This window comes from Pantoea sp. BAV 3049 (assembly GCF_009765445.1).
Classification (GTDB): Bacteria; Pseudomonadota; Gammaproteobacteria; order Enterobacterales; family Enterobacteriaceae; genus Erwinia.
In genome coordinates this window covers 1,248,094-1,273,899 of record NZ_WHOY01000031.1, presented here as the reverse complement: position 1 = coordinate 1,273,899, position 25,806 = coordinate 1,248,094, and the positions used below count along the sequence as shown (strand labels likewise).

Sequence of the window (25,806 nt, the reverse complement as noted above, 5' to 3'; positions counted from 1 at the left end):
AAAAGGGCAACTTAACGAAAACGCATGGAGAGGTCCAATGCACGAACATGCTTGGTTAACGCGCCAACAGAGATGTAGTCGACACCGGTTTCCGCGAAGATGCGCAGCGTCTCGTCAGTGACATTGCCGGAAACTTCCAGCAGGGCGCGGCCATCGGTGCGCTTAACAGCTTCACGCATCTGCTCCACGCTGAAGTTATCCAGCATGATGATATCTGCTCCGGCATCAATGGCCTGATCCAGCTCATCCAGAGATTCGACTTCCACCTCGACCGGCACGTCCGGATGTAGCCAGAAGGCTTTTTCCACGGCCTGGTGAATCGAACCGGTGGCAATGATGTGGTTCTCTTTAATCAGGAAAGCATCCGATAAGCCAAGGCGGTGGTTGGCTCCGCCGCCGCAGAGCACGGCATACTTCAGCGCGGTACGCAGTCCCGGTAAGGTTTTGCGCGTATCCAGCAGTTGGGTTCGGGTACCATCGAGAATAGCCACATATCGGCTGACCTCGGTTGCCACGCCTGAAAGCGTCTGGACAAAATTCAGCGCGGTGCGTTCTGCAGTCAGGATCAACGCAGCGGGGCCGGTGACTTCAAACAGCGGCTGGTTGGCTTTGATCGCATCACCATCTTCAACATGCCAGACGATCTGTGTTTTGTTGCCAAGCTGGATAAAGACTTCCTCCACCCAATGTTTGCCGCAAAATAAGCCGTCTTCACGGGTGATCACTACCGCGTGAGAAGTAGTATCGGCAGGCAGCAGGCTGGCGGTAATATCATTGGCAGGATCCACTTCACCGCCCAGATCTTCACGCAGGGCCTGAGCAACGCTTGGTGGAATATCATCCTCAATACGGTCGAGCAGCGCGGTTCGGCGGCTGTCCGGATCGTAACGACGGGTAGTCATGATCAAACTCCGAAAGGTCGGATAGAGAGTCCGACCATGCTAGCCTGTTTGTCTGCGGCTTGCCAGCCACCACATGGTAGGTGAGCACGCTGGTCAGCATGGGCTTATTCTCCGGCTTCAGCAGGTTATCTACCGTACCCGCTGGAAGTTTGGCAAAGGCTTCGTTAGTGGGGGCGAAGACGGTGAACGGCCCCTTGCCTTGCAACGTATCGACCAGGCCGGCAGCTTTAACGGCAGCCACCAGGGGCATTCCTTGTGGAGTAGGGAAGGCAACATTGCCTCACAAAGCTATTTACGGATGAGGGGGCAAACTGGATGCAAAAAAAAGAAAAAATTTTTCCGGGCGATTTTTTCCGGCCACGCAATGTGCTTTCCGAAAAAGAGAATCATGCTACTCTGATGAAATCTTTATGAAAGGAGAGCAGAGCATGCAGCTGCAAGCAGGGTGGATCCACGGAGTGAAACGGGTGCCTTCTCCCCATTTCAACGAGCGCCCCGATAATGAAACGCCAACGCTGCTGGTGATCCACAACATCAGCCTGCCGCCGGGAAAATTTGGCGGTCCATGGATTGATGCGTTGTTTACCGGCACTCTCGATCCCGAAGCCGATCCCTATTTTGCCGGTATTGCTCATTTGCGGGTTTCTGCTCACTGCCTGATCCGCCGCGATGGCGAAATCGTTCAGTATGTTCCTTTCCATCAGCGAGCCTGGCATGCGGGCATTTCCTGTTATCAGGGCCGCGAAGCCTGTAACGACTTTTCAATTGGCATCGAGCTGGAGGGGACGGATACGCTGCCCTATACCGATGCGCAGTACCAGGCGCTGGAAGAGGTAACCCGTTTACTGACTGAGCACTATCCGCAAATGACTGAACACATGACCGGGCATAGTGATATTGCGCCGGAAAGAAAGACCGATCCTGGTCCGGCATTTGACTGGGTAAGATTTCGGGGTGCGCTGGGTCAGCCCGGTGCCACGCCAGAGCAGGAGTAACAGGCATGACGCTTTTTAGTTTGTTGTTGGTATTAGGCTGGGAACGCCTGTTTAAAATGGGTGAGCACTGGCAGCTGGATCATCATCTGGCTGGTTTTTTCCGCAGACGTAAGCATTTTTCAATGCTCCGGACTGTGCTGATGACGCTGGTGGCTATGGTGGTAGTGGCGCTGTGTCTGCAGGCACTGAAAGGATTATTCTTTGGGCTTCTGCTGCTGATTTTCTGGATTGGTGTGGGCCTGCTGTGTATTGGGGCGGGGTCTGTGCGCCTGCATTATCATGCTTATCTTAAGGCGGCCAGCCATAACGATACTGCAGCCCATACCGCGATGGCGGAAGAGCTGACGCTGATCCACGGCCTGCCGGTGGAGTGTAATGAACGCGAGTATCTTTGCGAGCTGCAAAATGCTCTGCTGTGGATTAACTTTCGTTTCTATCTGGCGCCGCTGTTCTGGTTTGTGATGGGGGGGCCGTGTGGTCCGGTTTTACTGGTGGGATACGCATTCTTACGAGCCTGGCAGAGCTGGCTGGCCCGTCATTACTCTCCGCTGGAGCGCTCACAGTCTGGAGTTGATGCCATCCTCCACGTAATCGACTGGATACCAGTGCGTCTGGTTGGCGTGGCTTATGCCCTCCTGGGTCATGGTGAGCGTGCGCTGCCCGCCTGGTTTGCATCGCTGGGCGACCGGCATACTTCGCAATATCAGGTGCTTACCCGTCTTGCACAGTTCTCACTGGCGCGGGATCCACATACGGATAAGGTGGAAACACCGCGTGTGGCTGTTTCACTGGCGAAGAAAGTTTCACTGGTGATCGTGGTGGTGGTGGCGTTGCTCACTATTTACGGTGCTCTTGTGTAATGCCCATCAATGATGAGTGATACATCCAGCCAATTGGATATATCACTTAGCAGCTGTGACTATTTATTCTGAAGGCGTGTCGGTTCCAGTGTCCGTGCTATTGCCATCAAAAAAAAACTCCGATAAATGCACCAATACTGTCACCAATAAATCCACCGATTTTTATTTCCGATAGCTCCGGTGACGCTCGAAACTATCTTTGTTACTGCCGGTGGATTTGATTAACAGCGCTTAAAATCAGGCTGAAGGTGTTTCATCGTTGCCGCCGAAAAGGCCTTCAACCAGCGATCCAAAAGCATCACCAATAAAGCCGCCGACTTGCTTACCGATATAGCCAGTAATGTTGGAAACCACAGTGGTAACAACTGGAATCATCACCAGACTACCAAGTGCCTGTCCGATAAAGCCGCCTGCCTGTTGTCCTGCCCAGCCAGTCAGATCGCGGAACAGGCCTGCGCCGCTAACAACTTCAATTTCCTGTGTAGTCAATTCTCTCATTTTATAATTTCCTTATATTCCCTGTTGAAGAGACTGATTTGTAACCCGCCTGGTTACACTTTGCAATAATTAACCCCGGTTATTACAGGCTTTAGAATCAAAATCGATTTTATTCGATGCATTTCAGCGGTATTTTCAGGAAAAAAAGACAATAAAAAAGGGCGCCTTAGCACCCTTTAAGACTGGTTTAAATCAATCAGGCTTTCGCAGCGCGGTTCTTAATCGCGTAGCCAATGGCCAGGATTACCAGCCAGACCGGGATCAGCCACACGGAGATCGCCATACCTGGGGTCATCGCCATAATCACCAGAATGCCCACCAGGAACAGCAGGCAGATCCAGTTACCGGCAGGATAGAAAAGCGCTTTGAAGCGCGTCTGCACGCCCTGCTGATCTTTCTTACGGCGGAACTTCAGGTGAGCTAGGCTGATCATCGCCCAGTTGATCACCAGCGCGGAAACCACCAGCGCCATCAGCAGACCAAAGGCTTCGCCAGGCATCAGATAGTTAATCAGCACGCAGATGGCGGTAGCCGCAGCAGAGACGCCAATCGCCACAACAGGTACGCCACGGGCGTCCACTTTCAGCAGCGATTTCGGGCCGTTGCCCTGTTTCGCCAGGCCGTACAGCATACGGCTGTTGCAGTAGACACAGCTGTTATAAACAGACAGGGCCGCCGTCAGGATCACCACGTTCAGCGCGTTAGCCACCAGGCTGTCACCGAGATCGTGGAAAATCATCACAAACGGGCTGGCACCGCCAATCACTTTGGTCCACGGGTAAAGCGACAGCAGGATGGTCAGCGAGCCAATATAGAAAATCAGGATACGGTACAGCACCTGATTGGTGGCTTTAGGAATGCTCTTTTCCGGGTTGTCCGCTTCGGCTGCCGTAATCCCCACCAGCTCAAGACCGCCGAAGGAGAACATGATCACCGCCATCGCCATCACCAGGCCGGAGATGCCATTCGGGAAGAAGCCGCCTTTATCCCAGAGATTCGTCACGGTCGCATCCGGACCGGCATGGCCACCAAACAGCAGCCAGGCACCGAAGACAATCATCCCGACCACCGCAACCACTTTAATGATGGCGAACCAGAACTCCATCTCACCGTAAACTTTTACGTTTGTCAGGTTAATAGCGTTAATCAGCAGGAAGAAAACCGCGGCAGAAACCCATGTCGGGATTTCCGGATACCAGTACTGAATGTACTTGCCGACGGCAGTCAGCTCGGCCATTGCCACCAGGACATAGAGGATCCAGTAGTTCCAGCCCGAGGCGAAACCAGCAAAGTTGCCCCAGTATTTATAGGCAAAATGGCTGAACGAACCGGCTACCGGCTCTTCAACCACCATTTCACCGAGCTGGCGCATGATCAGAAAGGCGATAAATCCGCCGATGGCATAGCCCAGCAGCACAGACGGGCCGGCCATTCTGATCGTGTCAGCGATCCCCAGAAACAGGCCGGTACCGACGGCGCCTCCTAACGCGATGAGCTGAATATGGCGGTTTTTAAGCCCGCGCTTCAGCTTATCGCCCTGCTGTTGTTCCATAATTACCTCATGGTCTCGTTATTTTTTTAACTCAGGACGTGCCTTTGTCGGTCTTTTAGTACATCTATGTACTGAATTCTGTACAGTGCAGTAGGTAAGAATTAGAGGGTAATGCTACCTTCGCGACAAGAATAGTGATAAGCGCTGCCCATTGCACTCGCTTTCTCTTTTTGTGCGGGAGAGTGCTTAAAAAAACACCTGTCGGGCAGAATTCACGTTTCTGTCATATAGCGGGTGAAAAGACGACCCGGTTTACCTTATGGCGAGGGGGTTTACAGGGCACTAAGCGCTTGCCGGATTTCATGAAAGTTAAAAAATTTAACATTTAATTCCGCGTGCTTCAGGGTCGCTTTTTAACCACTAACCTGTTGCAGATTAACGAGACCGTCGTCCGATTTCAGTCGGTTGCCATATAGACATCAGGTGAATACTTTGTTACTTTACGGGCACCTTATTGCAATTGGTATTACCAATTTACTCCGGCAGCAGGCAGAAGAAGGGACGATGGCCTACAGCAAAATCCGCCAACCAAAGCTATCCGATGCAATTGAGCAACAGCTCGAGTCCCTGATTATGGAAGGGACGCTGCGTCCGGGTGAAAAGCTACTCCCTGAACGTGAACTGGCTAAACAGTTCGATGTCTCCCGTCCTTCTCTGCGTGAAGCTATCCAGCGTCTGGAAGCGAAAGGTCTGCTGCTGCGCCGTCAGGGTGGTGGCACCTTTGTGCAGAAAAGCCTGTGGCAGAGCCTGAGCGATCCGCTGGTTGAACTGCTTGCCGGTCATCCGGAATCACAGTTTGATTTACTGGAAACGCGCCACGCGCTGGAAGGGATCGCGGCTTACTATGCCGCGCTGCGTGGTACCGATGAAGATATCGAGCGCATTCGCCACTGCCATGTGCAGATACAGGCCGCACAAGATTGCGGGGATCTGGACGCCGAGGCTAACGCGGTCATGCAGTATCAGATTGCTGTCACAGAGGCGGCGCATAATGTGGTGCTGCTGCATTTGCTCCGTTCCATGGGGCCGATGCTGGAACAGAATGTTCGACAGAATTTTGAATTGCTCTACTCGCGCCGCGAAATGCTGGCAAAAGTGAGCGGTCACCGCGCCAGTATTTTTGAGGCGATTGTGGCACGCGAACCTGAACAGGCACGCGAAGCCTCACACCGCCACCTGGCGTTTATAGAGGAAATATTGCTGGACAGAAGTCGGGAGCAGAGTCGTAGAGAGCGCTCCCTGCGACGTTTACAGCAACGTAATGAATAGCGCGTAACTATAACGCGGAAACCCGGCCCGACACCGCTGGCGAGATTTATGCCAGGATTGAAGGCATAGCGACGGGCCTGTCTCCCTGTGCTTTGGCTTACCAGAGTGCAGGGAGACAGGCTCCAGACAATTCAACGTATTAGACACAGATAAGGAATACCCCCATGTCAGAACGTTTACCCAATGACGTGGATCCGATCGAAACTCGCGACTGGCTACAGGCGATCGAATCGGTCATCCGTGAAGAAGGTGTTGAGCGCGCGCAGTTCCTGATCGACCAGGTATTGAGCGAAGCACGCAAAGGTGGCGTGAAAGTGGCTGCAGGCGCTGGGGCCAGCAACTACATCAACTCTATTGCTGTTGAAGATGAGCCGGATTACCCGGGGAATACTTCTCTGGAACGCCGCATTCGTTCCGCGATCCGCTGGAACGCCATCATGACCGTTCTGCGTGCATCGAAGAAAGATCTGGAACTGGGTGGCCACATGTCCTCCTTCCAGTCTTCTGCGACCGTCTATGAAGTGTGCTTTAACCACTTCTTCCGTGCGCGTAGCGAAAAAGACGGTGGCGACCTGGTATACTTCCAGGGGCACATCTCTCCGGGCGTGTACGCACGTGCTTTCCTGGAAGGCCGTCTGACCGAAGACCAGATGAACAACTTCCGTCAGGAAGTTCACGGTAAGGGCCTCTCCTCTTACCCGCATCCTAAGCTGATGCCTGACTTCTGGCAGTTCCCGACCGTCTCCATGGGCCTGGGCCCACTGGGTGCGATCTACCAGGCTAAATTCCTGAAATATCTGGAACACCGTGGCCTGAAAGATACCTCACAGCAGACCGTTTACGCCTTCCTGGGCGACGGTGAGATGGATGAGCCGGAATCCAAAGGGGCGATCACCATCGCGACCCGTGAAAAACTGGATAACCTGGTCTTCATCATCAACTGTAACCTGCAGCGTCTTGACGGTCCTGTGACCGGTAACGGCAAAATCATTAACGAACTGGATGGCATCTTCGGTGGCGCCGGTTGGGAAGTGATCAAAGTTATCTGGGGTGGACGCTGGGATGAATTGCTGCGTAAAGACACCAGCGGCAAGCTGATCCAGCTGATGAACGAAACGGTTGACGGTGACTATCAGACCTTCAAATCCCGTGATGGCGCGTATGTGCGTGAGCATTTCTTCGGTAAATATCCGGAGACCGCAGCCCTGGTCAAAGACATGACTGACGACGAGATTTGGGCGCTGAACCGTGGCGGCCATGATCCGAAGAAAATCTACGCTGCACTGAAAAAAGCTCAGGACACCAAAGGCAAGCCGGTGGTGATTCTGGCGCATACCATCAAAGGCTATGGTATGGGTGACACCGCGGAAGGCAAAAACATTGCACACCAGGTGAAGAAAATGAACATGGATGGCGTGCGTTACATCCGTGATCGTTTCAACGTGCCGGTTGACGATGCCAACATCGAAAAACTGCCGTACGTTACCTTCGACAAAGAGTCTGAAGAGTATAAATACCTGCACGGCCAGCGTGAGAAGCTGGGTGGCTATCTGCCAACCCGCCAGCCAAAATTCAGCGAGAAGCTATCCATGCCTGCGCTGGAAGACTTCCGTCAACTGCTGGACGAGCAGAACAAAGAGATCTCCACTACTATCGCTTTCGTGCGTGCTCTCAACGTGATGCTGAAGAACCCGTCGATCAAAGATCGCCTGGTGCCGATCATCGCCGATGAAGCGCGTACCTTTGGTATGGAAGGTCTGTTCCGTCAGATTGGTATCTACAGCCCGAACGGTCAGCAGTACACCCCGCAGGACCGCGAGCAGGTTGCTTACTACAAAGAAGACGAGAAAGGCCAGATCCTGCAGGAAGGGATTAATGAACTGGGCGCAGGCGCATCATGGCTGGCGGCGGCAACGTCTTACAGCACCAACAACCTGCCAATGATCCCGTTCTATATCTACTACTCCATGTTCGGTTTCCAGCGTATCGGCGATCTGTGCTGGGCAGCAGGCGACCAGCAGGCTCGCGGCTTCCTGGTGGGTGGTACTTCCGGTCGTACCACGCTTAACGGCGAAGGTCTGCAGCATGAAGATGGTCACAGCCACATTCAGTCGCTGACCATTCCTAACTGTATCTCTTACGATCCGGCTTATGCCTACGAAGTGGCAGTCATCATGCATGACGGTCTGGTTCGTATGTACGGTGAAGCGCAGGAAAACGTCTACTACTACATCACCACGCTGAACGAAAACTACCACATGCCTGCCATGCCGCAGGGTGCGGAAGAGGGTATCCGTAAGGGTATCTACAAGTTGGAAACTGTGGAAGGAAGCAAAGGCAAAGTGCAGCTGTTGGGCTCAGGTTCTATCCTGCGTCACGTTCGCGAAGCAGCGCAGATCCTGGCGAAAGACTACGGCGTTGGCTCTGACGTGTTCAGCGTAACCTCCTTCACCGAGCTGGCCCGTGATGGTCAGGACTGTGAACGCTGGAACATGCTGCATCCGACGTCAGCCCCACGTGTGCCATACGTTGCCCAGATCATGAGCGATGCACCGGCCGTGGCTTCAACCGACTACATGAAACTGTTTGCCGAGCAGATCCGCACCTTCATGCCAGCCAGCGATTACCGCGTACTGGGCACTGATGGTTTCGGTCGTTCTGACAGCCGTGAAAACCTGCGTCACCACTTCGAAGTGGATGCGTCTTACGTGGTGGTTGCGGCTCTGGGTGAACTGGCTAAACGCGGTGAAATCGATAAGAAAGTGGTTGCGGATGCCATCACCAAATTCAATATCGATGCCGATAAAGTCAACCCGCGTCTGGCATAAGAGGTAAAAGATTAATGGCTATCGAAATCAAAGTACCGGATATCGGTGCAGACGAAGTGGAAGTCACCGAAATCCTGGTCAAGGTCGGTGACAAGATTGAAGCGGAACAGTCGCTGATCACCGTGGAGGGCGACAAGGCTTCCATGGAAGTCCCTTCGCCAGAAGCTGGCGTGGTGAAAGAGATCAAAATCTCTACCGGTGACAAAGTGGAAACCGGTTCGCTTATCATGATTTTCGAATCTGCTGAGGGTACCGCTCCTGCGCCTGCCAAAGCAGAAGAGAAAAAAGAAGAAGCGAAACCAGCCGCAGCGGCTAAAGCAGAAAGCAAAGAAGTGAACGTGCCGGACATCGGCGGTGACGAAGTGGAAGTCACTGAGATCCTGGTTAAAGTAGGCGACACAGTGGAAGCCGAGCAGTCACTGATCACCGTTGAAGGCGACAAAGCCTCAATGGAAGTGCCTGCCCCGTTCGCGGGTACCGTGAAAGAGATCAAAATTGGCACCGGCGACAAAGTCAGTACCGGTTCCCTGATCATGGTCTTCGAAACGGCAGGTTCAGGCGCAGCGGCGTCTGAAGCCAAGCCTGAAGTGAAAGAAGAAGCGGCGGCTCCTGCCGCTGCGGCCGGCGGCCCGAAAGATGTTGCGGTTCCGGACATCGGCGGTGACGAAGTTGAAGTGACCGAAGTGATGGTGAAAGTGGGCGATAAAGTGGCTGCCGAGCAGTCGCTGATCACCGTTGAAGGCGATAAAGCCTCAATGGAAGTCCCTGCGCCATTTGCCGGTACCGTGAAAGAGATCAAAGTCTCTACCGGCGACAAAGTCAGCACCGGCTCACTGATCATGGTCTTCGAAGTGGAAGGTGCAGCTCCGGCAGCGGCTCCTGCAGCGAAGAAAGAAGAAGCTGCGCCTGCGCCAAAACAGGCCGCTCCAGCTCCAGTGAAAACGGAAGCTAAAGGTGAGTTCTCCGAGAACGACGCTTACGTCCATGCCACTCCGGTTATCCGTCGTCTGGCACGTGAATTCGGCGTGAACCTGGCGAAGGTGAAAGGCACCGGTCGTAAAGGCCGTATCCTGAAAGAAGACGTTCAGGCCTATGTGAAAGATGCGGTGAAACGCGCCGAGACTGCGCCAGCCGCAGTGACCGGTGGCGGTCTGCCAGGCATGCTGCCATGGCCGAAAGTTGACTTCAGCAAGTTCGGTGAGATTGAAGAAGTTGAGCTGGGTCGTATCCAGAAAATCTCTGGTGCTAACCTGAGCCGTAACTGGGTGGTGATCCCTCACGTAACCCAGCACGACAAAGCCGACATCACTGACGTTGAAGCTTTCCGTAAGCAGCAGAATGACGAAGCGGCGAAAAAGAAACTGGATCTGAAGATCACCCCACTGGTGTTCATCATGAAGGCGGCTGCCAAAGCGCTGGAAGAGTTCCCACGTTTCAACAGCTCGCTGTCTGAAGATGGTCAGAAGCTGACGCTGAAGAAATACATCAACATCGGCGTGGCGGTTGATACGCCAAACGGTCTGGTGGTTCCGGTGTTTAAAGACGTCAACAAGAAAGGTATTGTTGAGCTGTCTAACGAACTGTCGGTGATTTCGAAGAAAGCGCGTGACGGCAAGCTGACCGCTGGCGATATGCAGGGCGGCTGCTTCACCATCTCCAGCCTTGGCGGCATTGGCGGGACATCGTTCACCCCAATCGTCAACGCACCGGAAGTGGCGATCCTTGGCGTGTCCAAATCTGCCATGGAACCCGTCTGGAACGGCAAAGAGTTCGTTCCACGTCTGATGTTGCCTCTGTCACTCTCATTCGACCATCGGGTGATCGATGGCGCGGCGGGTGCACGCTTCGCGGCATACATCGCCACCATCATGGCGGATATCCGCCGTCTGGTGATGTAAAAAAGTTACAAGGCCGGCAAATGCCGGCCTTCTCATAGCCGACTTTCGATGTTTTAAGTCGACAAGGTAGTTGAAAACGTTTCGTATCAAGTGGTTTGCAGTTAATTAACAATTCTGTAAACTCTTGCGGTGAAAACGTACCGGTGGATGAATGAATATCCCAGCGGTTAACTAAGAGGTCATGATGAGTACAGAAATTAAAACTCAGGTCGTGGTACTTGGGGCTGGTCCTGCAGGTTACTCTGCAGCCTTCCGCGCAGCCGATTTAGGTCTGGAGACCGTCATTGTTGAGCGTTTCAGCACCCTCGGTGGGGTCTGTCTGAACGTGGGTTGTATCCCTTCTAAAGCGCTGCTGCACGTGGCGAAAGTGATTGAAGAAGCCAAAGCGCTGGAAGAGCACGGTATCGTGTTCGGCAAGCCGCAGACTGATATCACCAAGATTCGTACCTGGAAAGAGAAAGTCATCACTCAGCTGACCGGTGGTCTGGCGGGTATGGCTAAGGGCCGCAAAGTGAAAGTGGTCACCGGTCTGGGTAAATTTACCGGCGCTAACACGCTGGTGGTTGAAGGCGAGAATGGTGCCACCACCATCAACTTCGACAACGCGATTATTGCTGCGGGCTCCCGTCCGATTCAGCTGCCATTTATTCCACATGAAGATCCACGAGTGTGGGACTCTACCGATGCGCTGGAGCTGAAAGAAGTTCCTGAACGTCTGCTGGTTATGGGCGGCGGCATCATCGGTCTGGAAATGGGCACCGTGTATCATGCGCTGGGTTCTCAGATTGATGTGGTCGAGATGTTTGACCAGGTCATTCCTGCGGCTGACAAAGACGTGGTGAAGGTGTTCACCAAACGTATCAGCAAGCAGTTCAACCTGATGCTGGAAACCAAAGTGACCGCCGTTGAAGCGAAAGAAGACGGTATCTATGTCACGATGGAGGGTAAAAAAGCGCCAACCGAACCACAGCGTTACGACGCAGTGCTGGTTGCGATTGGTCGTGTGCCAAACGGTAAAGGTCTGGATGCCGGTAAAGCTGGCGTTGAAGTTGACGACCGGGGCTTTATCCGCGTCGACAAGCAGATGCGTACTAACGTGCCACACATCTATGCAATTGGCGATATCGTCGGTCAGCCAATGCTGGCGCACAAAGGTGTCCATGAAGGCCACGTAGCGGCAGAAGTGATTGCAGGTAAGAAACACTACTTCGACCCGAAAGTCATCCCTTCCATCGCTTACACCGAGCCAGAAGTTGCCTGGGTGGGTCTGACCGAGAAAGAAGCAAAAGAGAAGGGCATCAGCTACGAGACGGCGACCTTCCCGTGGGCGGCTTCCGGCCGTGCTATCGCTTCCGACTGTGCAGACGGTATGACCAAACTGATCTTCGACAAAGAGTCTCACCGTGTTATCGGTGGTGCAATTGTCGGCACCAACGGTGGCGAGCTGCTGGGTGAAATCGGTCTGGCCATCGAGATGGGCTGTGACGCCGAAGATATCGCACTGACTATCCATGCTCACCCGACTCTGCACGAGTCCGTTGGCCTGGCAGCAGAGATCTTCGAAGGCAGCATCACCGACCTGCCAAATGCTAAAGCCAAGAAGAAGTAAGTTTCTTTTTTGCTGATGGAAGCCTCCTTGAAGGGGGCTTTTTTTTGCATTTTATTTGCTGGATTAAAAATTAAAGACGGATTAAATTTTAACCAGGAAGTTGGTGGTTTTTTCTGGCCCTGAAAACTTCAATACTATCATTGGGATTATTTTAGGGTGTTCCCCACATGCGTGGGGATAAATTTGATGCTCATGCTATGTTCCTTTGTGAAATAGGGTGTTCCCCACATGCGTGGGGATAAACCGGCACGTCCGCTGGTAATTGATCGCGACAGGACGTGTTCCCCACATGCGTGGGGATAAACCGCATGTTCACACGCCAGCCGTTCCCCAGGATACGTGTTCCCCACATGCGTGGGGATAAACCGAACATTCAAACTGACTTTTCCGCCATTACGGCGTGTTCCCCACATGCGTGGGGATAAACCGGTAGGGTATTCGCCCCTTGAAACCTTGCTCAGGTGTTCCCCACATGCGTGGGGATAAACCGCGCACGGATACGGAACAGTTTTCTGCCAAAAAGTGTTCCCCACATGCGTGGGGATAAACCGCCATACCCACCGGCCAGGTGCCGGGTCAATTTGTGTTCCCCACATGCGTGGGGATAAACCGATTTCTGGCTATCCATATGAATTAGCAGATGAATGTTCCCCACGTTAGTGGGGATTACCGTCTGGTACTATTCTTTAATCAGGCAACCTTTCTTAGCGTGAAATCGAAGTGGATGGCATCGTAAGGGAAGAGAATACCTTGTTCACCTTTTTCGATAACGCCCTGGTTGATGAGCTTTTTAACATCAGAATGCACAGCTCTGACATCTCGATTCACCCGGCGTGCAACCTCACGTATTGAAACCTCACCAATGCCGGTCATTGCGTGGATGATTGCCATTCGGTTGGGGGATAACGTGTCGTGCAGTAATTCCCAGCTTATAAACGAGAGAAAGTGGCCTCTGGTCGACTCATCGCCGCGCAGTGCCGCCAGTGTGTTCTGTTTGAGTTCATCGAGTGAGGCTACCCGGATTGTCACAGTGGTCATAGTATTACCTCCTGAGTGTCTCTATATCGTTAAAAAAATCGTTAATCAGCGCTTCGATTGTGGTGAACACCGTATTCATCTCGGCCAGACCGACATGCTTGTGATCGCCTTTTCCCCGCTCATTGTCGTATCGCATGATGCAATCCCCATCTACGACGTAAGCCAGACTGTATTTGTAGCTGTGGAAACTACCAGGAATGTTGGGATCAACTTCCCAGATAACCATCGAAATAAATGACTGATCATCAAGGTAATATTTATCCTTACGAAACAACGTGGCACTCATAATCCTTACCTCCGTGTGCTTGTGCTGCTAACAATAGCAACACATTGATATTGTTGTCCATGAAAGCAACACTGATGTGTGTTCTTCACGCTGGCGTAGGTTAACCGCTCATATTCTTCAGCCTCGCAGATGACGAATGTCCAAAGGCCATGATTAAATTGTTAAATCATAAGTATTGTAAACTGATCGAGATCAGCTGATTTTTTTCTTTCAAGATAAAGCTCAGTTTTTTGCTTGTAAAAGCCATACTATTTGATAATTTTAAAAAGCTCGTACTTTTAATCATAAAGGGAAATTATGAATCCGGATGTGCCTGATTTCTATCGCTATTGGGGGAAAAGTAGAAATAACTTAACCACCGCAAGCGCACCATATCATTTGCTCGCCTGGCATTGTCTGGATGTGGCGGCATGTGGTTATCTTATGGTGAAAGAAAATCGCTATGGCCTCGGCGACATTCTGGCAGACCTTGGCCTTACAGGGGAAGATGCCGAGCAATGGATTGGTTACCTTTTTGCCTGTCATGATATTGGGAAATTTGCACGAGGTTTTCAGCAGCAGGCTTCTCATCCTGGCTCGCCTTTGGTTTTGCCAGTCAATGGTATAATTTATAGTGTTCGACATGACTCTTTGGGCTACTGGTTATGGGGGAAATTATTTTTATCCTGGTGTAATGAAGAAATCGATCTTTTCTCTGATATTACACCTGACGAGCGAGATAATTTTGGATGGGCACTTGATATCTGGATGGCAATAAGCGCTGGGCACCATGGAAAACCTCCTGACAAATCTGTAGATGGATGTTCACTGGCATTTACCAAAGAAGATGTTATTTCTGCAGGCCAATTTTTGTCTTCAATAAATATATTATTTCCGGTCAACAAACTGCCAGAAAAGTGGTTGGAAAAAAGTTGGCGTAAAATGTTAAAAAAACAAAGTTGGGTCCTGGCAGGAATTATCACCTTAGCCGACTGGATTGGATCGGATGAACGCTATTTTCCATTTGAAAGCCGCCCGCTACCGCTGAAAAATTACTGGTCTGTAGCCTGTGAGAGAGCCAGGCTTGCGCTTTCTCAGTTACCAGTACCATCCCTAAACACTCGTTATGCCGGGCATCAGGCACTTTTCCCTTTTATTCGGACATTAACACCTTTGCAGCAGTTCGCGACTAAGCTCGATATCAATTGCTCTGGGCCGCAATTATTCGTATGCGAGGATGTTACTGGTGCGGGGAAAACGGAGGCAGCAATTATTCTTGCTCATCGTTTATTATCTGGAAATAAAGCCAAAGGGTTATATGTTGGTTTGCCAACTATGGCGACCGCGAATGCGATGTATTATAGGCTGAGTAAAGCGTATCGTGCTCTCTTTACGAAAGATAGTCGTCCTTCTCTGGTGTTGGCACATGGAGGAAGACATATGTCAGCTGCGTTTTCTGATTCAGTTTGGAAACCAGAAGAAACATCAGAATATCGTGATTATGCCAGTATCGACGCCAATGCAAGCAGTGAGTGCCATGAATGGTTTGCCGATTCAGGAAAAAAGGCTTTACTGGCAGAAGTTGGAGTTGGAACAGTCGATCAGCTCCTGATGGCAGTGATGCCATTCCGCCATCAGTCGCTACGATTATCAGGAATGCGGGATAAAATAATGCTTTTGGATGAGGTCCATGCTTACGATAGCTATATGGTCAGGCTGTTAGAAGGGCTACTCCGCTTCCATGCGTCTTTGGGAGGGAGTGCAATTATTTTGAGCGCTACACTGCCGGCAAGCCTGCGGGAAAAACTACTGGTAGCTTTCAGTGATGGTGCCGGATTCAGTCATTGTGCCCCTCAATCTGATGCTGGATATCCCTGGTTAACCCAACTTTCCTCTATGGGATTAAAGGAACAACAAATTCAGACCCGTAAAGAGGTACAGCGCCGCGTGGCAATAAATTGGATAAATGACAGCGATCGGGCGCTGGAGATTATTTACCAGGCAGTAGAATCAGGGCAGTGTATTTGTTGGGTGCGTAATACAGTTGATGACGCTCTGATGGCTTTTCAACGTTTGTCAGATGAAGGAAAAGTCTCTTCGAAAAATCTTTTGCTTTTCCATAGCAGGTTTGTCTTTAAAGATCGTATGGAAATTGAAAACAAAACGTTGGACTGGTTTGGTAAAGAAGCATCAGCTGATAACCGACATGGCAAAGTTTTGATCGCTACGCAAGTTGTCGAACAAAGTTTGGATCTCGATCTGGATCTGATGATTTCCGATTTAGCCCCTATCGATCTACTCATCCAGAGAGCCGGACGATTACAACGCCATATTCGTGATGCTTACGGCAATTGCAAATCTCACTTGCCAGACGAACGTCATCCTCCCGAACTTCATATTCTGGCCCCTGAGTGGCATGAGCAGCCTGAACCGGGTTGGCTGGGTGAGGAATTAAAGGGAACGGGTTATGTTTACCCCGATCATGCTTGTTTATGGCGTACTCAGGCATTGTTGCAACAATTTGGGCAAATTCGGATGCCTGAAGATGCCCGTGCTTTGATTGATGGGGTATATGAAGAAAAAATCCCGACACCTTCAGGATTACAGACTATTTCTGATGATTTTTTTGCTGAAGTGTTGAGTCGCCGCTCAGTAGCAACCCAAAATTTATTACAACGTGATAAAGGTTACGACAGGGAATCAAGCGATTTTTTTTGGGATGAAGGGCGGGAGTTTTCTACCCGGTTGGGTGAAATGAGTGTGGATGTTTATCTCGCTTGGTTGGATCGGGAAGGGCAGTTACAGCCTGTAGCTAATGAAGGTGATTATTTGTGGGAAAAAAGCCGGGTTCAGGTTCGCTTATCCTGGTGGCAAAAACATACCCGCAGTTTTTGCCTGCCAGACGAGTTGCTACTTGAGGCGTTTCGTAAGCAAATTTACCGGCCTGCGGCGCAGATTGTGCTGGTTTCCGAAAATGGAGAGGCGAGTTACTACAACAGACATCAGGGATTTACAGGGTGAAGGTTTATCCCCGCTGACGCGGGGAACGTATAATAAGACTATGGTGTAACCGGTTTATCCCTGCTGCTGCAGGGAAGCTTGGGAGAATATCAAAGTAATACCTAATTTTAAAAGTTAAAATTTCTGATTACTTCCAGTTAGAATAAGAATAAGGTGTAACCTTTATTTTTTTATCTTGACCCTAAAACATTAATGCCTATTATGGATGCCAACAGAGGGGAAAGATGCTCCTGCAAAGGATCTATCTTTGGAGGTGGACGCCAATACCGGAGCAGAGGTGAGACCTGCATTCTAAACGGCGTCTGTGTCACTATCAATAAAAAGGTATTGTTATGGTGATTACACTGGCATTCAATCATCAGGAAATCGTCTTTTTGATGTTTATCCTGCTGGCCAGATTGAGACGTTTGTAATGCCTGCTGGCCTTTCATGGGCCAGCTTTACAGGAGTTAAATCAATGGATTTGATAACAGAGCCGTGGTTACCGGTAATCAGTCGTTCCGGCACCAAAAAGAAAATTTCTATTTCCGCTCTCCTAGATAGCGACATTCATGATGTTGCTTATCCACGGGCTGATTTTCAGGGGGCGGCCTGGCAGTTTCTTATTGGTATATTGCAATGTTCCGTTGCACCTGAAGATGAAGAGGATTGGACTGAAGTCTGGAAAAAAGGAATTGATGCGACAGTTTGGAAGCAGGCATTACAAGTAATCACGCCTGCGATGCAATTCGGTGCGTGTAAACCGGCTTTCCTGCAAAGCTACGAGCCACTGGACAGTGAGAATACCTCCATTATCGGGTTGCTGATTGACGCACCTGGTGGTAATACCCTTAAGCTCAATAAAGATCATTTTGTCAAACGTCATACTGGCGAACGAATCTGTCCGCATTGTGCGGTGATGGCATTGTTCACTGTGCAGACTAATTCTCCGGCAGGTGGCGCCGGTTACCGCGTCAGCCTGCGTGGCGGTGGCCCCTTAACAACGCTGGTAGTGCCTGTTGCAGATGGCGAATTTCCACTTTGGCAGAAGTTGTGGCTGAATGTTTTACCCCAGGAAGTACGGCCAGATTCAGCTCGATTGGCTGACATTTTCCCATGGCTTGCACCAACAAGGACCAGTGAAAAATCGGGAAACAAAGTGACTCCCGAAAATACTCATCCTTTACAGGCATATTGGGGAATGCCAAGGCAGATTGAGTTGGATTATGAACATACCCAGGCTGGGCTATGCGATCTCTGCGGTGAACACCATGAAGCATTGCTTCTTGCGATGCGCAATAAAAATTATGGCGTACAGTACGACAATTGGTTACATCCGCTTTCACCCTATCGCCAGCTTCTTAAAGATTCCAGTGCTCCTTATCTTGCGCTGAAAGGCCAGCCTGGTGGGTTGAGTTATAAAGACTGGCTGGGATTGACGTTGAAATGTGAAGACAATTTTAACCGGACTATCCCGGCGCGTGCTGTCCGTGCCATCGCCGGAAGGCGGCGCTTACCTGTAACAGGATTATGGTGCTTCGCATGGGATATGGACAATGCTAAAGCACGTTGTTGGTATCAACATCGTATTCCATTAATCAACAGTACCAGCTCAGAAAAATTAAGCGATGTTATCCAGCGTATTATTATGCTCGCCTCGGCTGCTTTGCAGATATTAAGAAAATATTTAAAAAGCGCATGGTTTATCACCCCGGAAGAGGCAAAAGTTGATTTCAGTATGATTGATATCGCCTTCTGGCAAGAAACAGAATCAGCGTTTCGTTCCTTATTAAATATCTTGATCCCCAATCCTGAACTTCACCATTCCGCAACACGCTATGCATTGAAAGAGTGGGAAAGAGGACTCCATCTTTATTTGTTGAATGTATTTGATCTTGAAGTGTTGACCGATCCTGAATCGCCTGATGACATCTTGCTGCGCCAGCTAAAAGCTCGTCGGAAGCTTGATGAAGACTATTGCAAACTGAAATTGCGCAGGGAAGTTCTGGCACTGGCAGAAGAACAAAAGGAAACAGGAAATGTTTAATAGCGATACCGAAAAAGAAATAATTATCATTAATCTTGATGCAAAAAAGATATTAACCGATTGGTTTGATATCTTATCGGAGCGCGATGCGAGACCGGACGGGACGCGAATTAATGGTCGTGCGCGCCGAGCAGAGTTACGCCGAATGGAACCGCCGTTTGGCGTGATGATGTGCGAAGGTTATGATGCTTTATTCTGTAAACTTGCCAGCGTTATGCCTTTGAAACCTGTTGACAAAATGGCGCTGGCTATATTTGTCTCGGTTGCTGTTCATATCAAAAATAGTGAGACGGGTCGGAGTTTTGCCGCGCAGTTGGGCGAAAAGATAAAAGATAAACCCTGTCTGACTCCATCACGTTTTGAACGCCTACAGCAGGCAGAAGAACCAGAGGTATTATGCGTACAGTTAATTCGCGCGGTAAAGCTGCGTGGAAAAGAAGGCGTAAACATAGTCTCTCTGGCTGATGGCATATTTTTATGGATGAGGGAATGGCAGGATCGGCAAGAAGATCTTCCGGTAACGGCTAACCCTTTTGCACGCAATCGTATTCGTTGGGCAAGTGAATATCTTTCTTCCGCTCGTTAGTTATTTTTTATAAGGACTTAATAATGACAACCTTTATCCAGCTTCATTTACTGACGGCTTACGCCCCTTCTAACCTCAATCGTGATGATTCCGGCAGGCCAAAAACCGCGAAGATGGGGGGCGTTGATCGTTTGCGCATCTCTTCGCAAAGTCTGAAAAGAGCATGGCGAGTCTCTGAACTTTTTAGTGAGGCAATGACAGGGCATATTGGAAAGCGAACCCGGCGCATCGGCAAAGATTATGTTTATGAGCCCATGCAGGCTTTGGGAATTACCGATAAAGTAGCCAAAAGTTCGGCGGAAAAAATTGCAAGCCAGTTTGGGAAATTGAAAAAAGAGAATACCCTCGAAATTGAACAATTGGTGCATATCAGTAACTATGAAATCACACTGATTAAAGATTTGGTTAATGTACTCATCGCCGACAAGCGCGAGCCATCAGATGAAGAAGTGAAGCTGCTGAGAAAAGATCAGCGAAGCGTGGATATGGCGCTGTTTGGCCGGATGTTAGCTTCATCGCCGGAATTTAACGTTGAAGCAGCATGCCAGGTGGCTCATGCGCTGGGTGTCAGTGCGGTTACCGTTGAGGATGATTTTTTCACTGCGGTGGATGATCTAAACAATAAAGAAATCGACACTGGATCGGCCCATATGGGGGAGCAAAATTTTGCTTCCGCGCTTTTTTACACCTATATCTGCATTAGCCGCGATCTGCTGCTGGAAAATCTTGGTGGTAATGAAGAACTCACCGATCGTGCGATAGCGGCGCTGACTGAAACGGCGATGACGGTTTCACCAACTGGTAAACAAAATAGTTTTGCTTCCCGCGCTTATGCTTCTTACGTGCTGGCTGAAACAGGTAACAAGCAGCCTCGCTCGCTGGCGGTCGCATTTTTTCAGCCAGTGCGTGGTGAGGATCAGCTACAAACAGCCATTGAGCGCTTACAGCGCCAGCGTGACAATTTAGACCAGGTCTATGGGAAATGTGCGGAGCGACGCTATGAACTGGATGCTACAAAAGGCGAAGGCTCAGTGGCTGAGCTGCTGGACTTTGTGCATGGATAAGGAAGCGCTATGAAGCAATACCTGGTTTTTCAGCTTTATGCGCCGATGGCATCATGGGGAGAAGAGGCTGTTGGAGAAGTCAGGCACACGGCCGCCATCCCCACTCGCTCTGCCATCCTGGGCCTGCTTGCTGCCGCGTTGGGAATTTATCGGGATGAAGAAGAACGTCTCTCTTCATTCAACCAGCATTATCATCTGGCGGTACGCCCATTATCGACTGGTGAGCGATGGTTACGCGATTACCATACGGTTAGCGTACCTCGTGAGAATAAAAAATACCGTTATTACACGCGACGTGATGAACTTTGTCTGGCTCCCGATGAGGTCGGAACGATTGTCACTCAGCGCGAATATCGATGTGACGGATACTGGCATGTGGCTGTAAGTGCGACTCAGCATGCCCCCGTTGCCCTTGAAGCCATACAAGTGGCTTTGCTGGCTCCCCATTTCCCTCTTTATTTGGGGCGAAAATCCTGCCCGCTGGCGCTTCCTCTCTCTCCCTGCCTTATGAGTGGTTCCCTGAATCAGGTCTTTCTTCAGGCTGAACGGACTCTTGTTGCTTCAGAGCTGACGATACTCACGCAAAACCAACGCTATTGCTATTGGGATGATCCTGAAGAAACCAGCCTGCTTCAGCAGGAACAGCAGTATTGTCATCATCAGTCTGTTAGTCGTCGGCGTTGGCAATTTGGAAGTTATATCCGCTACAGTGGAATATTACAGGAGATGGAATAATGTATCTGTCTCGTATTCACCTCCGGTTAGAGCGCCTGAACCCAGCCATGCTGCAGAAATGGGATGAAGCCACTTCTTATTCGGCTCATCAGTGGCTATGGCAGCTTTTTCCTGAGCAGAAACTGAGAAATTTTTTGTTTCGTCAGGAACCTCAGTCACGTTTTTTTGTTTTGTCAGAATCTCCTCCTTTAAGCCAACATGAATTGTTTCTTATCGAAACTAAGCTCTTTAATCCACGTATTGAAGATGGTTTGGAGCTTGATTTTCAATTGCGTGCAAATCCCGTCATTAGCCGAAAAAATAAGCGGTATGACGTGATGATGGATGCTAAATATCAGGCCAGAGCCAGTGGTATTGCGAAAGAAAAGTGGTGGGATATTCAGACTGCAGCAGCCAGTCACTGGCTGGAAAAACAAGGGCTCCAGCATGGTTTCGTTTTGACCGCGCGCTCCTCAGGGGATTTTGGCTGTTGGGCTGGTGATGATAGTGAAGTGTATCCAGCTGTGAGTAGTGATTGTGTTAGAGCACATCAGCAACATCGTTTTATGCGACGATCTGGTGAACAGCCAGTTCTCTACAGTAGTGTTGATTATTCGGGGATGCTTAGAATTACTGATGCGGTCAGGTTTCGGCAGGCTTTATACCGGGGCTTAGGTAAAAGTAAGTCATTTGGCTGTGGCATGTTAATGATAAAAAGGCCGGATTTATGAGTTGGCTCCCGCTGAAACCTTTGGCATTGAAAGATCGTGTTTCAATGATCTTCCTGCAATATGGTCAGATCGATGTAATTGACGGTGCCTTTGTCTTGATTGATAAAACCGGTGTGCGAACGCACATCCCGGTTGGTTCTGTCGCCTGCATTATGTTGGAGCCGGGTACACGGGTTTCTCATGCTGCAGTGCGCCTCGCCGCAACGGTAGGCACGTTGTTGGTTTGGGTTGGTGAAGCGGGAGTTCGGCTTTATGCATCTGGTCAGCCTGGAGGTGCCCGGTCGGATAAGCTGCTATATCAGGCAAAGCTGGCGCTGGATGAAGATCTGCGACTTAAAGTCGTTAGAAAAATGTTTACCCTGCGCTTCGGAGAGGACGCTCCCAGCCGACGATCCGTTGATCAGCTGCGCGGTATTGAAGGAAGTCGGGTTCGGGCAACCTATAAGTTATTGGCCAAACAATATGGTGTTAAGTGGCATGGGCGACGTTACGATCCAAAAGATTGGGATAAAGGAGATGTTGTCAATCAGTGTATAAGTGCGGCAACGGCTTGCTTATATGGTGTTACCGAAGCGGCAGTGTTGGCTGCCGGTTACGCACCGGCAATTGGTTTTGTACATACCGGTAAGCCGCTTTCGTTTGTATATGATATCGCCGACATCATCAAATTTGATACCGTTGTACCTAAAGCGTTTGAAATAGCACGCCATAATCCAGCTAAACCCGATCAGGAGATAAGGCTGGCTTGCCGGGATATTTTTCGCAGTAATAAAACATTGGCAAAACTTATTCCTTTAATTGAAGAGGTGCTTGCTGCGGGGGAAATATCGCCACCACTTCCTCCGGATGACGCTCAACCTGTTGCTATTCCTCTCCCTGAAACGTTTGGTGATGCAGGTCATCGGAGTGGATCATCATGAGTATGGTTGTTGTGGTAACTGAGAATGTCCCCCCACGATTAAGAGGAAGGTTAGCAGTCTGGCTTCTTGAAGTCCGAGCTGGTGTGTATATCGGGGACGTATCAAAACGGATACGTGAAATGCTTTGGGAACAAATCACGGTGCTATCTGAAAGCGGTAATGTAGTCATGGCATGGGCAATGAATACAGAATCTGGATTTGAATTTCAGACGTATGGTGAAAATAGAAGAATCCCGGTGGACCTTGATGGTCTGCGTATGGTTTCTTTTCAACCAATTGAAAAACAATGAGTTAGCGATCTTTAAAAATTTGATTATTTTGGTGGGATTTTCTTTGGTAAAAAAACCTTAGAATACAATAATATATTTTTAGAGTGTTCCCCGCGCCAGCGGGGATAAACCGATAGTCGGTGTTTCCAGGCTGCTTAACGTTCCGTGTTCCCCGCGCCAGCGGGGATAAACCAGTCTGCCGGATACGGAAAATCCGTCATCACCCGTGTTCCCCGCGCCAGCGGGGATAAACCGTATGGATTCAGTTTCTTAAAGAGGAAAAACAAGTGTTCCCCGCGCCAGCGGGGATAAACCGAAAACCGCTATGACGACAACTGGCAGGCTGAAGTGTTCCCCGCGCCAGCGGGGATAAACCGTGATCAACAGTAAGCCGAAAGGCGGGAGATGTGTGTTCCCCGCGCCAGCGGGGATAAACCGCGTCACGATGATGTGGCGGCAATACAGCTAAGGTGTTCCCCGCGCCAGCGGGGATAAACCGGGATTACCTCGCCGTATACGCGCTCCATCGCTGTGTTCCCCGCGCCAGCGGGGATAAACCGTATTCAGCTTGTTTTAGCTTATGTAAAAACAGGTGTTCCCCGCGCCAGCGGGGATAAACCGGGAAGCGTAAACGCCGTCACCTTCACCCGGTCGTGTTCCCCGCGCCAGCGGGGATAAACCGCACGCGCTGGATACCAGCGTCAGCACCCGTACGTGTTCCCCGCGCCAGCGGGGATAAACCGTTTTTTTTAAAAATTAATGTTATGAACACCATGTGTTCCCCGCGCCAGCGGGGATAAACCGGGGGGCTTGCTATGTGTGGAGGCGGAGGAAAAGTGTTCCCCGCGCCAGCGGGGATAAACCGAACCGGGTATCAGCTGGAAAAGCTGGATTAGCGTGTTCCCCGCGCCAGCGGGGATAAACCGGAGAGTTTGAGCTGCTGCAGCTTCTCGCTGGCGTGTTCCCCGCGCCAGCGGGGATAAACCGCCATTGACGTTGCTACCAGTCTTCATATGCAGGTGTTCCCCGCGCCAGCGGGGATACACCGACCTATAACCGTATATGCCGCTTCGCTCAGGGGTGTTCCCCGCGCCAGCGGGGATAAACCGCAGAGATTTCAGCGGTGAATTGATGTCGCTGCGTGTTCCCCGCGCCAGCGGGGATAAACCGAATGCACCCAGTGCCACTACGTGAAGCCAGTCGTGTTCCCCGCGCCAGCGGGGATAAACCGATGGCTCTAAACTCAAAAAGTTTAAGTGTTTAGTGGTCCCCGCGCCAGCGGGGATAAACCGGCATGGAAACAGGCTACAGTACAGCTGGACGTGTGTTCCCCGCGCCAGCGGGGATAAACCGAGTCAGGGTAAAATTAATTCAGGGCTTGTAAAGTGTTCCCCGCGCCAGCGGGGATAAACCGCGGGAGGCATAGCCTACAAATTTATCTCGCCGGTGTTCCCCGCGCCAGCGGGGATAAACCGAGCCTGGGGCTGGGTCAGTACCGGCAGTCAATGTGTTCCCCGCGCCAGCGGGGATAAACCGTTAAATAAATCTGCCTCGCTGATACCACAAAGGTGTTCCCCGCGCCAGCGGGGATAAACCGGATGAAACCATATAGCTTAATCATGGCTGGAAGTATTCCCCACCTGTCGGAGAAATGCATGCTTACACTTCAGGCCACCACTCTGTAGTAGGGGAAAGCTCTTCTCCACCCTGGTTAAGCTCCAGCAGCCACTCAATAAAGCAGCGAAGAACGCTGGAGTAGCACTTGCGGCTGGGATAATAGAGCCAGAAGCCTTCGGAAGGTGTAGAGAAGTCGGTCAGCACTTCTACCAGCTCGCCACTTTACAGCCGTAACAAAGCCAGCCCTTTCAGCACAAATGCCAGCCCGGCACCCATAGTGGCTGCTTCAATTACACTGGCGTATAACAACATGCTGCTCACCCAACTGAATGAGATAGCCGCTGGTTACAGCAGCACCTCAGCTCAAATAGCCCTGGCGTGGGTTCTGACTAAAGGTCAGCACATCGTACCTATCCCCGGCGCGAGCAAAATCACTCATCTGGAAGATAACTGTTGTGCTGCATACAGTGAGTTGAGGGCAGGGGGTAATTGAGTTGCTGGATCGGCTGTTCAACAGTGAAAACATTGCCGGAGAGCGTTATAACGCAGGCGAGTTTGCGCTGGTTGAGCGGTAGAATTGGCAAGCCTGATGTACTGATAGTCAGTTAATAAATGAAGCTACCCCCCTGTACTTCGTTGGGTATTATTCCAGGCAGAAATAGGGCGGTGGCTTCTGCTTTTTAGTCGCCAGTCACAGTAGCCCTTTCTCAGACCTTTTTTTTGAGGTGTTTGTAACGCTATGATTTTTAATGACTCGATATCATGGTAAAAGAAAAGGGTATTTTGGCGATATGGGTCAATTCTTTTTGTAAAACGGGGCGTTCTGATGCTTTCGCTACTGTTCACTGCCGTACAGGCAGCTTAGAAAAGATCCGGAGTTTGAGGAAACAACGCTAATGTGTTGACTGCCGTACAGGCAGCCAACAAACACACATACCGATGGTTTTACGCCAGAGCAGGTTAAAACAAGGGTTTTCCATTCCCCATATATAACCTCTTTCACTCATGCCCCCGAATGAAATAGCGCCAGGTTATGTATATCCGACGGCTCCCGGCTGATGAGGCTTCATGCTGCAAAATAATGTTGCTTTTTTGTAAACAGATTAACATGGGCATGAAATCCTGCTATGCTGGCCCTCGCGGA

At 50.5% G+C, this 25,806-nt stretch carries 21 protein-coding genes, 1 pseudogene and 2 CRISPR repeat arrays; of the genes and pseudogenes, 15 read left to right on the top strand and 7 right to left on the bottom strand.

Annotated elements, in window-relative coordinates:
- Positions 1–11 precede the first annotated feature (11 nt).
- A complete protein-coding gene (gene nadC, locus GSQ70_RS06675; protein ID WP_158781821.1) occupies positions 12–902 on the bottom strand; it encodes a carboxylating nicotinate-nucleotide diphosphorylase in 891 nt (296 codons plus the stop codon).
- Between the two features lie 40 nt (positions 903–942).
- Positions 943–1,146, bottom strand: a pseudogene (locus GSQ70_RS06670) (fasciclin domain-containing protein); the annotation flags it as partial.
- Positions 1,147–1,330: 184 nt separating this feature from the next.
- Here GSQ70_RS06670 and ampD point away from each other — a divergent pair.
- The gene (ampD, locus tag GSQ70_RS06665) at positions 1,331–1,897 is read left to right on the top strand and encodes a 1,6-anhydro-N-acetylmuramyl-L-alanine amidase AmpD (RefSeq protein WP_158781820.1); all 567 of its coding nucleotides are present in this window, start codon (positions 1,331–1,333) and stop codon (positions 1,895–1,897) included.
- 5 nt (positions 1,898–1,902) lie between these two features.
- Positions 1,903–2,757 carry a beta-lactamase regulator AmpE gene (ampE, locus tag GSQ70_RS06660; RefSeq protein WP_158781819.1) on the top strand — a complete coding sequence of 285 codons (855 nt, stop codon included), beginning with the start codon at positions 1,903–1,905 and terminating at the stop codon, positions 2,755–2,757.
- 237 nt (positions 2,758–2,994) lie between these two features.
- On the opposite strand, the gene GSQ70_RS06655 is transcribed toward ampE, so the two are convergent.
- A complete protein-coding gene (locus tag GSQ70_RS06655) occupies positions 2,995–3,255 on the bottom strand; it encodes a hypothetical protein (protein WP_158781818.1) in 261 nt (86 codons plus the stop codon).
- 196 nt (positions 3,256–3,451) lie between these two features.
- Positions 3,452–4,807, bottom strand: a complete 1,356-nt coding sequence (gene aroP, locus GSQ70_RS06650; RefSeq protein ID WP_158781817.1) for an aromatic amino acid transporter AroP — start codon at positions 4,805–4,807, stop codon at positions 3,452–3,454.
- 504 nt (positions 4,808–5,311) lie between these two features.
- On the opposite strand from aroP, the gene pdhR reads away from it, so the two are divergent.
- From pdhR to lpdA, 4 genes are all read left to right on the top strand, one after another.
- Entirely contained in the window at positions 5,312–6,076 is a 765-nt protein-coding gene (gene pdhR, locus GSQ70_RS06645; RefSeq protein WP_158781816.1) for a pyruvate dehydrogenase complex transcriptional repressor PdhR, read from the top strand.
- Positions 6,077–6,240: 164 nt separating this feature from the next.
- Positions 6,241–8,904 (top strand): pyruvate dehydrogenase (acetyl-transferring), homodimeric type, encoded by a 2,664-nt coding sequence (gene aceE / locus GSQ70_RS06640; RefSeq protein ID WP_158781815.1) that lies wholly within the window; start codon positions 6,241–6,243, stop codon positions 8,902–8,904.
- 14 nt (positions 8,905–8,918) lie between these two features.
- Positions 8,919–10,802 (top strand): pyruvate dehydrogenase complex dihydrolipoyllysine-residue acetyltransferase, encoded by a 1,884-nt coding sequence (gene aceF, locus GSQ70_RS06635; RefSeq protein ID WP_158781814.1) that lies wholly within the window; start codon positions 8,919–8,921, stop codon positions 10,800–10,802.
- Between the two features lie 184 nt (positions 10,803–10,986).
- On the top strand, positions 10,987–12,411 hold the full coding sequence (lpdA, locus tag GSQ70_RS06630) for a dihydrolipoyl dehydrogenase (RefSeq protein ID WP_158781813.1): 1,425 nt from the start codon (positions 10,987–10,989) through the stop codon (positions 12,409–12,411).
- A gap of 156 nt (positions 12,412–12,567) precedes the next feature.
- Positions 12,568–13,084: direct repeats of the CRISPR family, unit length 29 nt; unit sequence GTGTTCCCCACATGCGTGGGGATAAACCG.
- Positions 13,085–13,101: 17 nt separating this feature from the next.
- On the opposite strand, the gene GSQ70_RS06625 is transcribed toward lpdA, so the two are convergent.
- Entirely contained in the window at positions 13,102–13,449 is a 348-nt protein-coding gene (locus tag GSQ70_RS06625; RefSeq protein ID WP_158781812.1) for a winged helix-turn-helix transcriptional regulator, read from the bottom strand.
- A gap of 4 nt (positions 13,450–13,453) precedes the next feature.
- Entirely contained in the window at positions 13,454–13,735 is a 282-nt protein-coding gene (locus GSQ70_RS06620; protein WP_158781811.1) for a DUF6516 family protein, read from the bottom strand.
- A gap of 297 nt (positions 13,736–14,032) precedes the next feature.
- Here GSQ70_RS06620 and cas3 point away from each other — a divergent pair, with 297 nt between their 5' ends.
- From cas3 to cas2e, 8 genes are all read left to right on the top strand, one after another.
- Positions 14,033–16,735, top strand: coding sequence for a CRISPR-associated helicase Cas3' (cas3, locus tag GSQ70_RS06615; RefSeq protein ID WP_158781810.1), 2,703 nt, complete (start codon positions 14,033–14,035; stop codon positions 16,733–16,735).
- Positions 16,736–17,192: 457 nt separating this feature from the next.
- Positions 17,193–18,761 (top strand): type I-E CRISPR-associated protein Cse1/CasA, encoded by a 1,569-nt coding sequence (casA, locus tag GSQ70_RS06610; RefSeq protein ID WP_158781809.1) that lies wholly within the window; start codon positions 17,193–17,195, stop codon positions 18,759–18,761.
- Positions 18,754–19,347 (top strand): type I-E CRISPR-associated protein Cse2/CasB, encoded by a 594-nt coding sequence (gene casB / locus GSQ70_RS06605; RefSeq protein WP_158781808.1) that lies wholly within the window; start codon positions 18,754–18,756, stop codon positions 19,345–19,347. Before casA ends, casB begins: the two co-directional genes overlap by 8 nt.
- 23 nt (positions 19,348–19,370) lie before the next feature.
- Positions 19,371–20,411 (top strand): type I-E CRISPR-associated protein Cas7/Cse4/CasC, encoded by a 1,041-nt coding sequence (gene cas7e / locus GSQ70_RS06600; protein ID WP_158781807.1) that lies wholly within the window; start codon positions 19,371–19,373, stop codon positions 20,409–20,411.
- Between the two features lie 9 nt (positions 20,412–20,420).
- Positions 20,421–21,146 carry a type I-E CRISPR-associated protein Cas5/CasD gene (gene cas5e, locus GSQ70_RS06595; protein ID WP_158781806.1) on the top strand — a complete coding sequence of 242 codons (726 nt, stop codon included), beginning with the start codon at positions 20,421–20,423 and terminating at the stop codon, positions 21,144–21,146.
- Positions 21,146–21,856, top strand: coding sequence for a type I-E CRISPR-associated protein Cas6/Cse3/CasE (cas6e, locus tag GSQ70_RS06590; RefSeq protein ID WP_158781805.1), 711 nt, complete (start codon positions 21,146–21,148; stop codon positions 21,854–21,856). Before cas5e ends, cas6e begins: the two co-directional genes overlap by 1 nt.
- Positions 21,853–22,776 (top strand): type I-E CRISPR-associated endonuclease Cas1e, encoded by a 924-nt coding sequence (gene cas1e, locus GSQ70_RS06585; RefSeq protein WP_158781804.1) that lies wholly within the window; start codon positions 21,853–21,855, stop codon positions 22,774–22,776. Before cas6e ends, cas1e begins: the two co-directional genes overlap by 4 nt.
- A complete protein-coding gene (gene cas2e / locus GSQ70_RS06580) occupies positions 22,773–23,066 on the top strand; it encodes a type I-E CRISPR-associated endoribonuclease Cas2e (protein ID WP_158781803.1) in 294 nt (97 codons plus the stop codon). Before cas1e ends, cas2e begins: the two co-directional genes overlap by 4 nt.
- Before the next feature lie 83 nt (positions 23,067–23,149).
- Positions 23,150–24,642: a CRISPR direct-repeat array (repeat unit 29 nt; unit sequence GTGTTCCCCGCGCCAGCGGGGATAAACCG).
- 62 nt (positions 24,643–24,704) lie between these two features.
- Here the strand turns inward: cas2e and GSQ70_RS06575 are convergent.
- Positions 24,705–24,866, bottom strand: coding sequence for a hypothetical protein (locus GSQ70_RS06575; protein ID WP_158781802.1), 162 nt, complete (start codon positions 24,864–24,866; stop codon positions 24,705–24,707).
- Positions 24,867–24,972: 106 nt separating this feature from the next.
- Here GSQ70_RS06575 and GSQ70_RS06570 point away from each other — a divergent pair, with 106 nt between their 5' ends.
- A complete protein-coding gene (locus GSQ70_RS06570; RefSeq protein WP_233268542.1) occupies positions 24,973–25,155 on the top strand; it encodes an aldo/keto reductase in 183 nt (60 codons plus the stop codon).
- Positions 25,156–25,806: the final 651 nt, after the last annotated feature.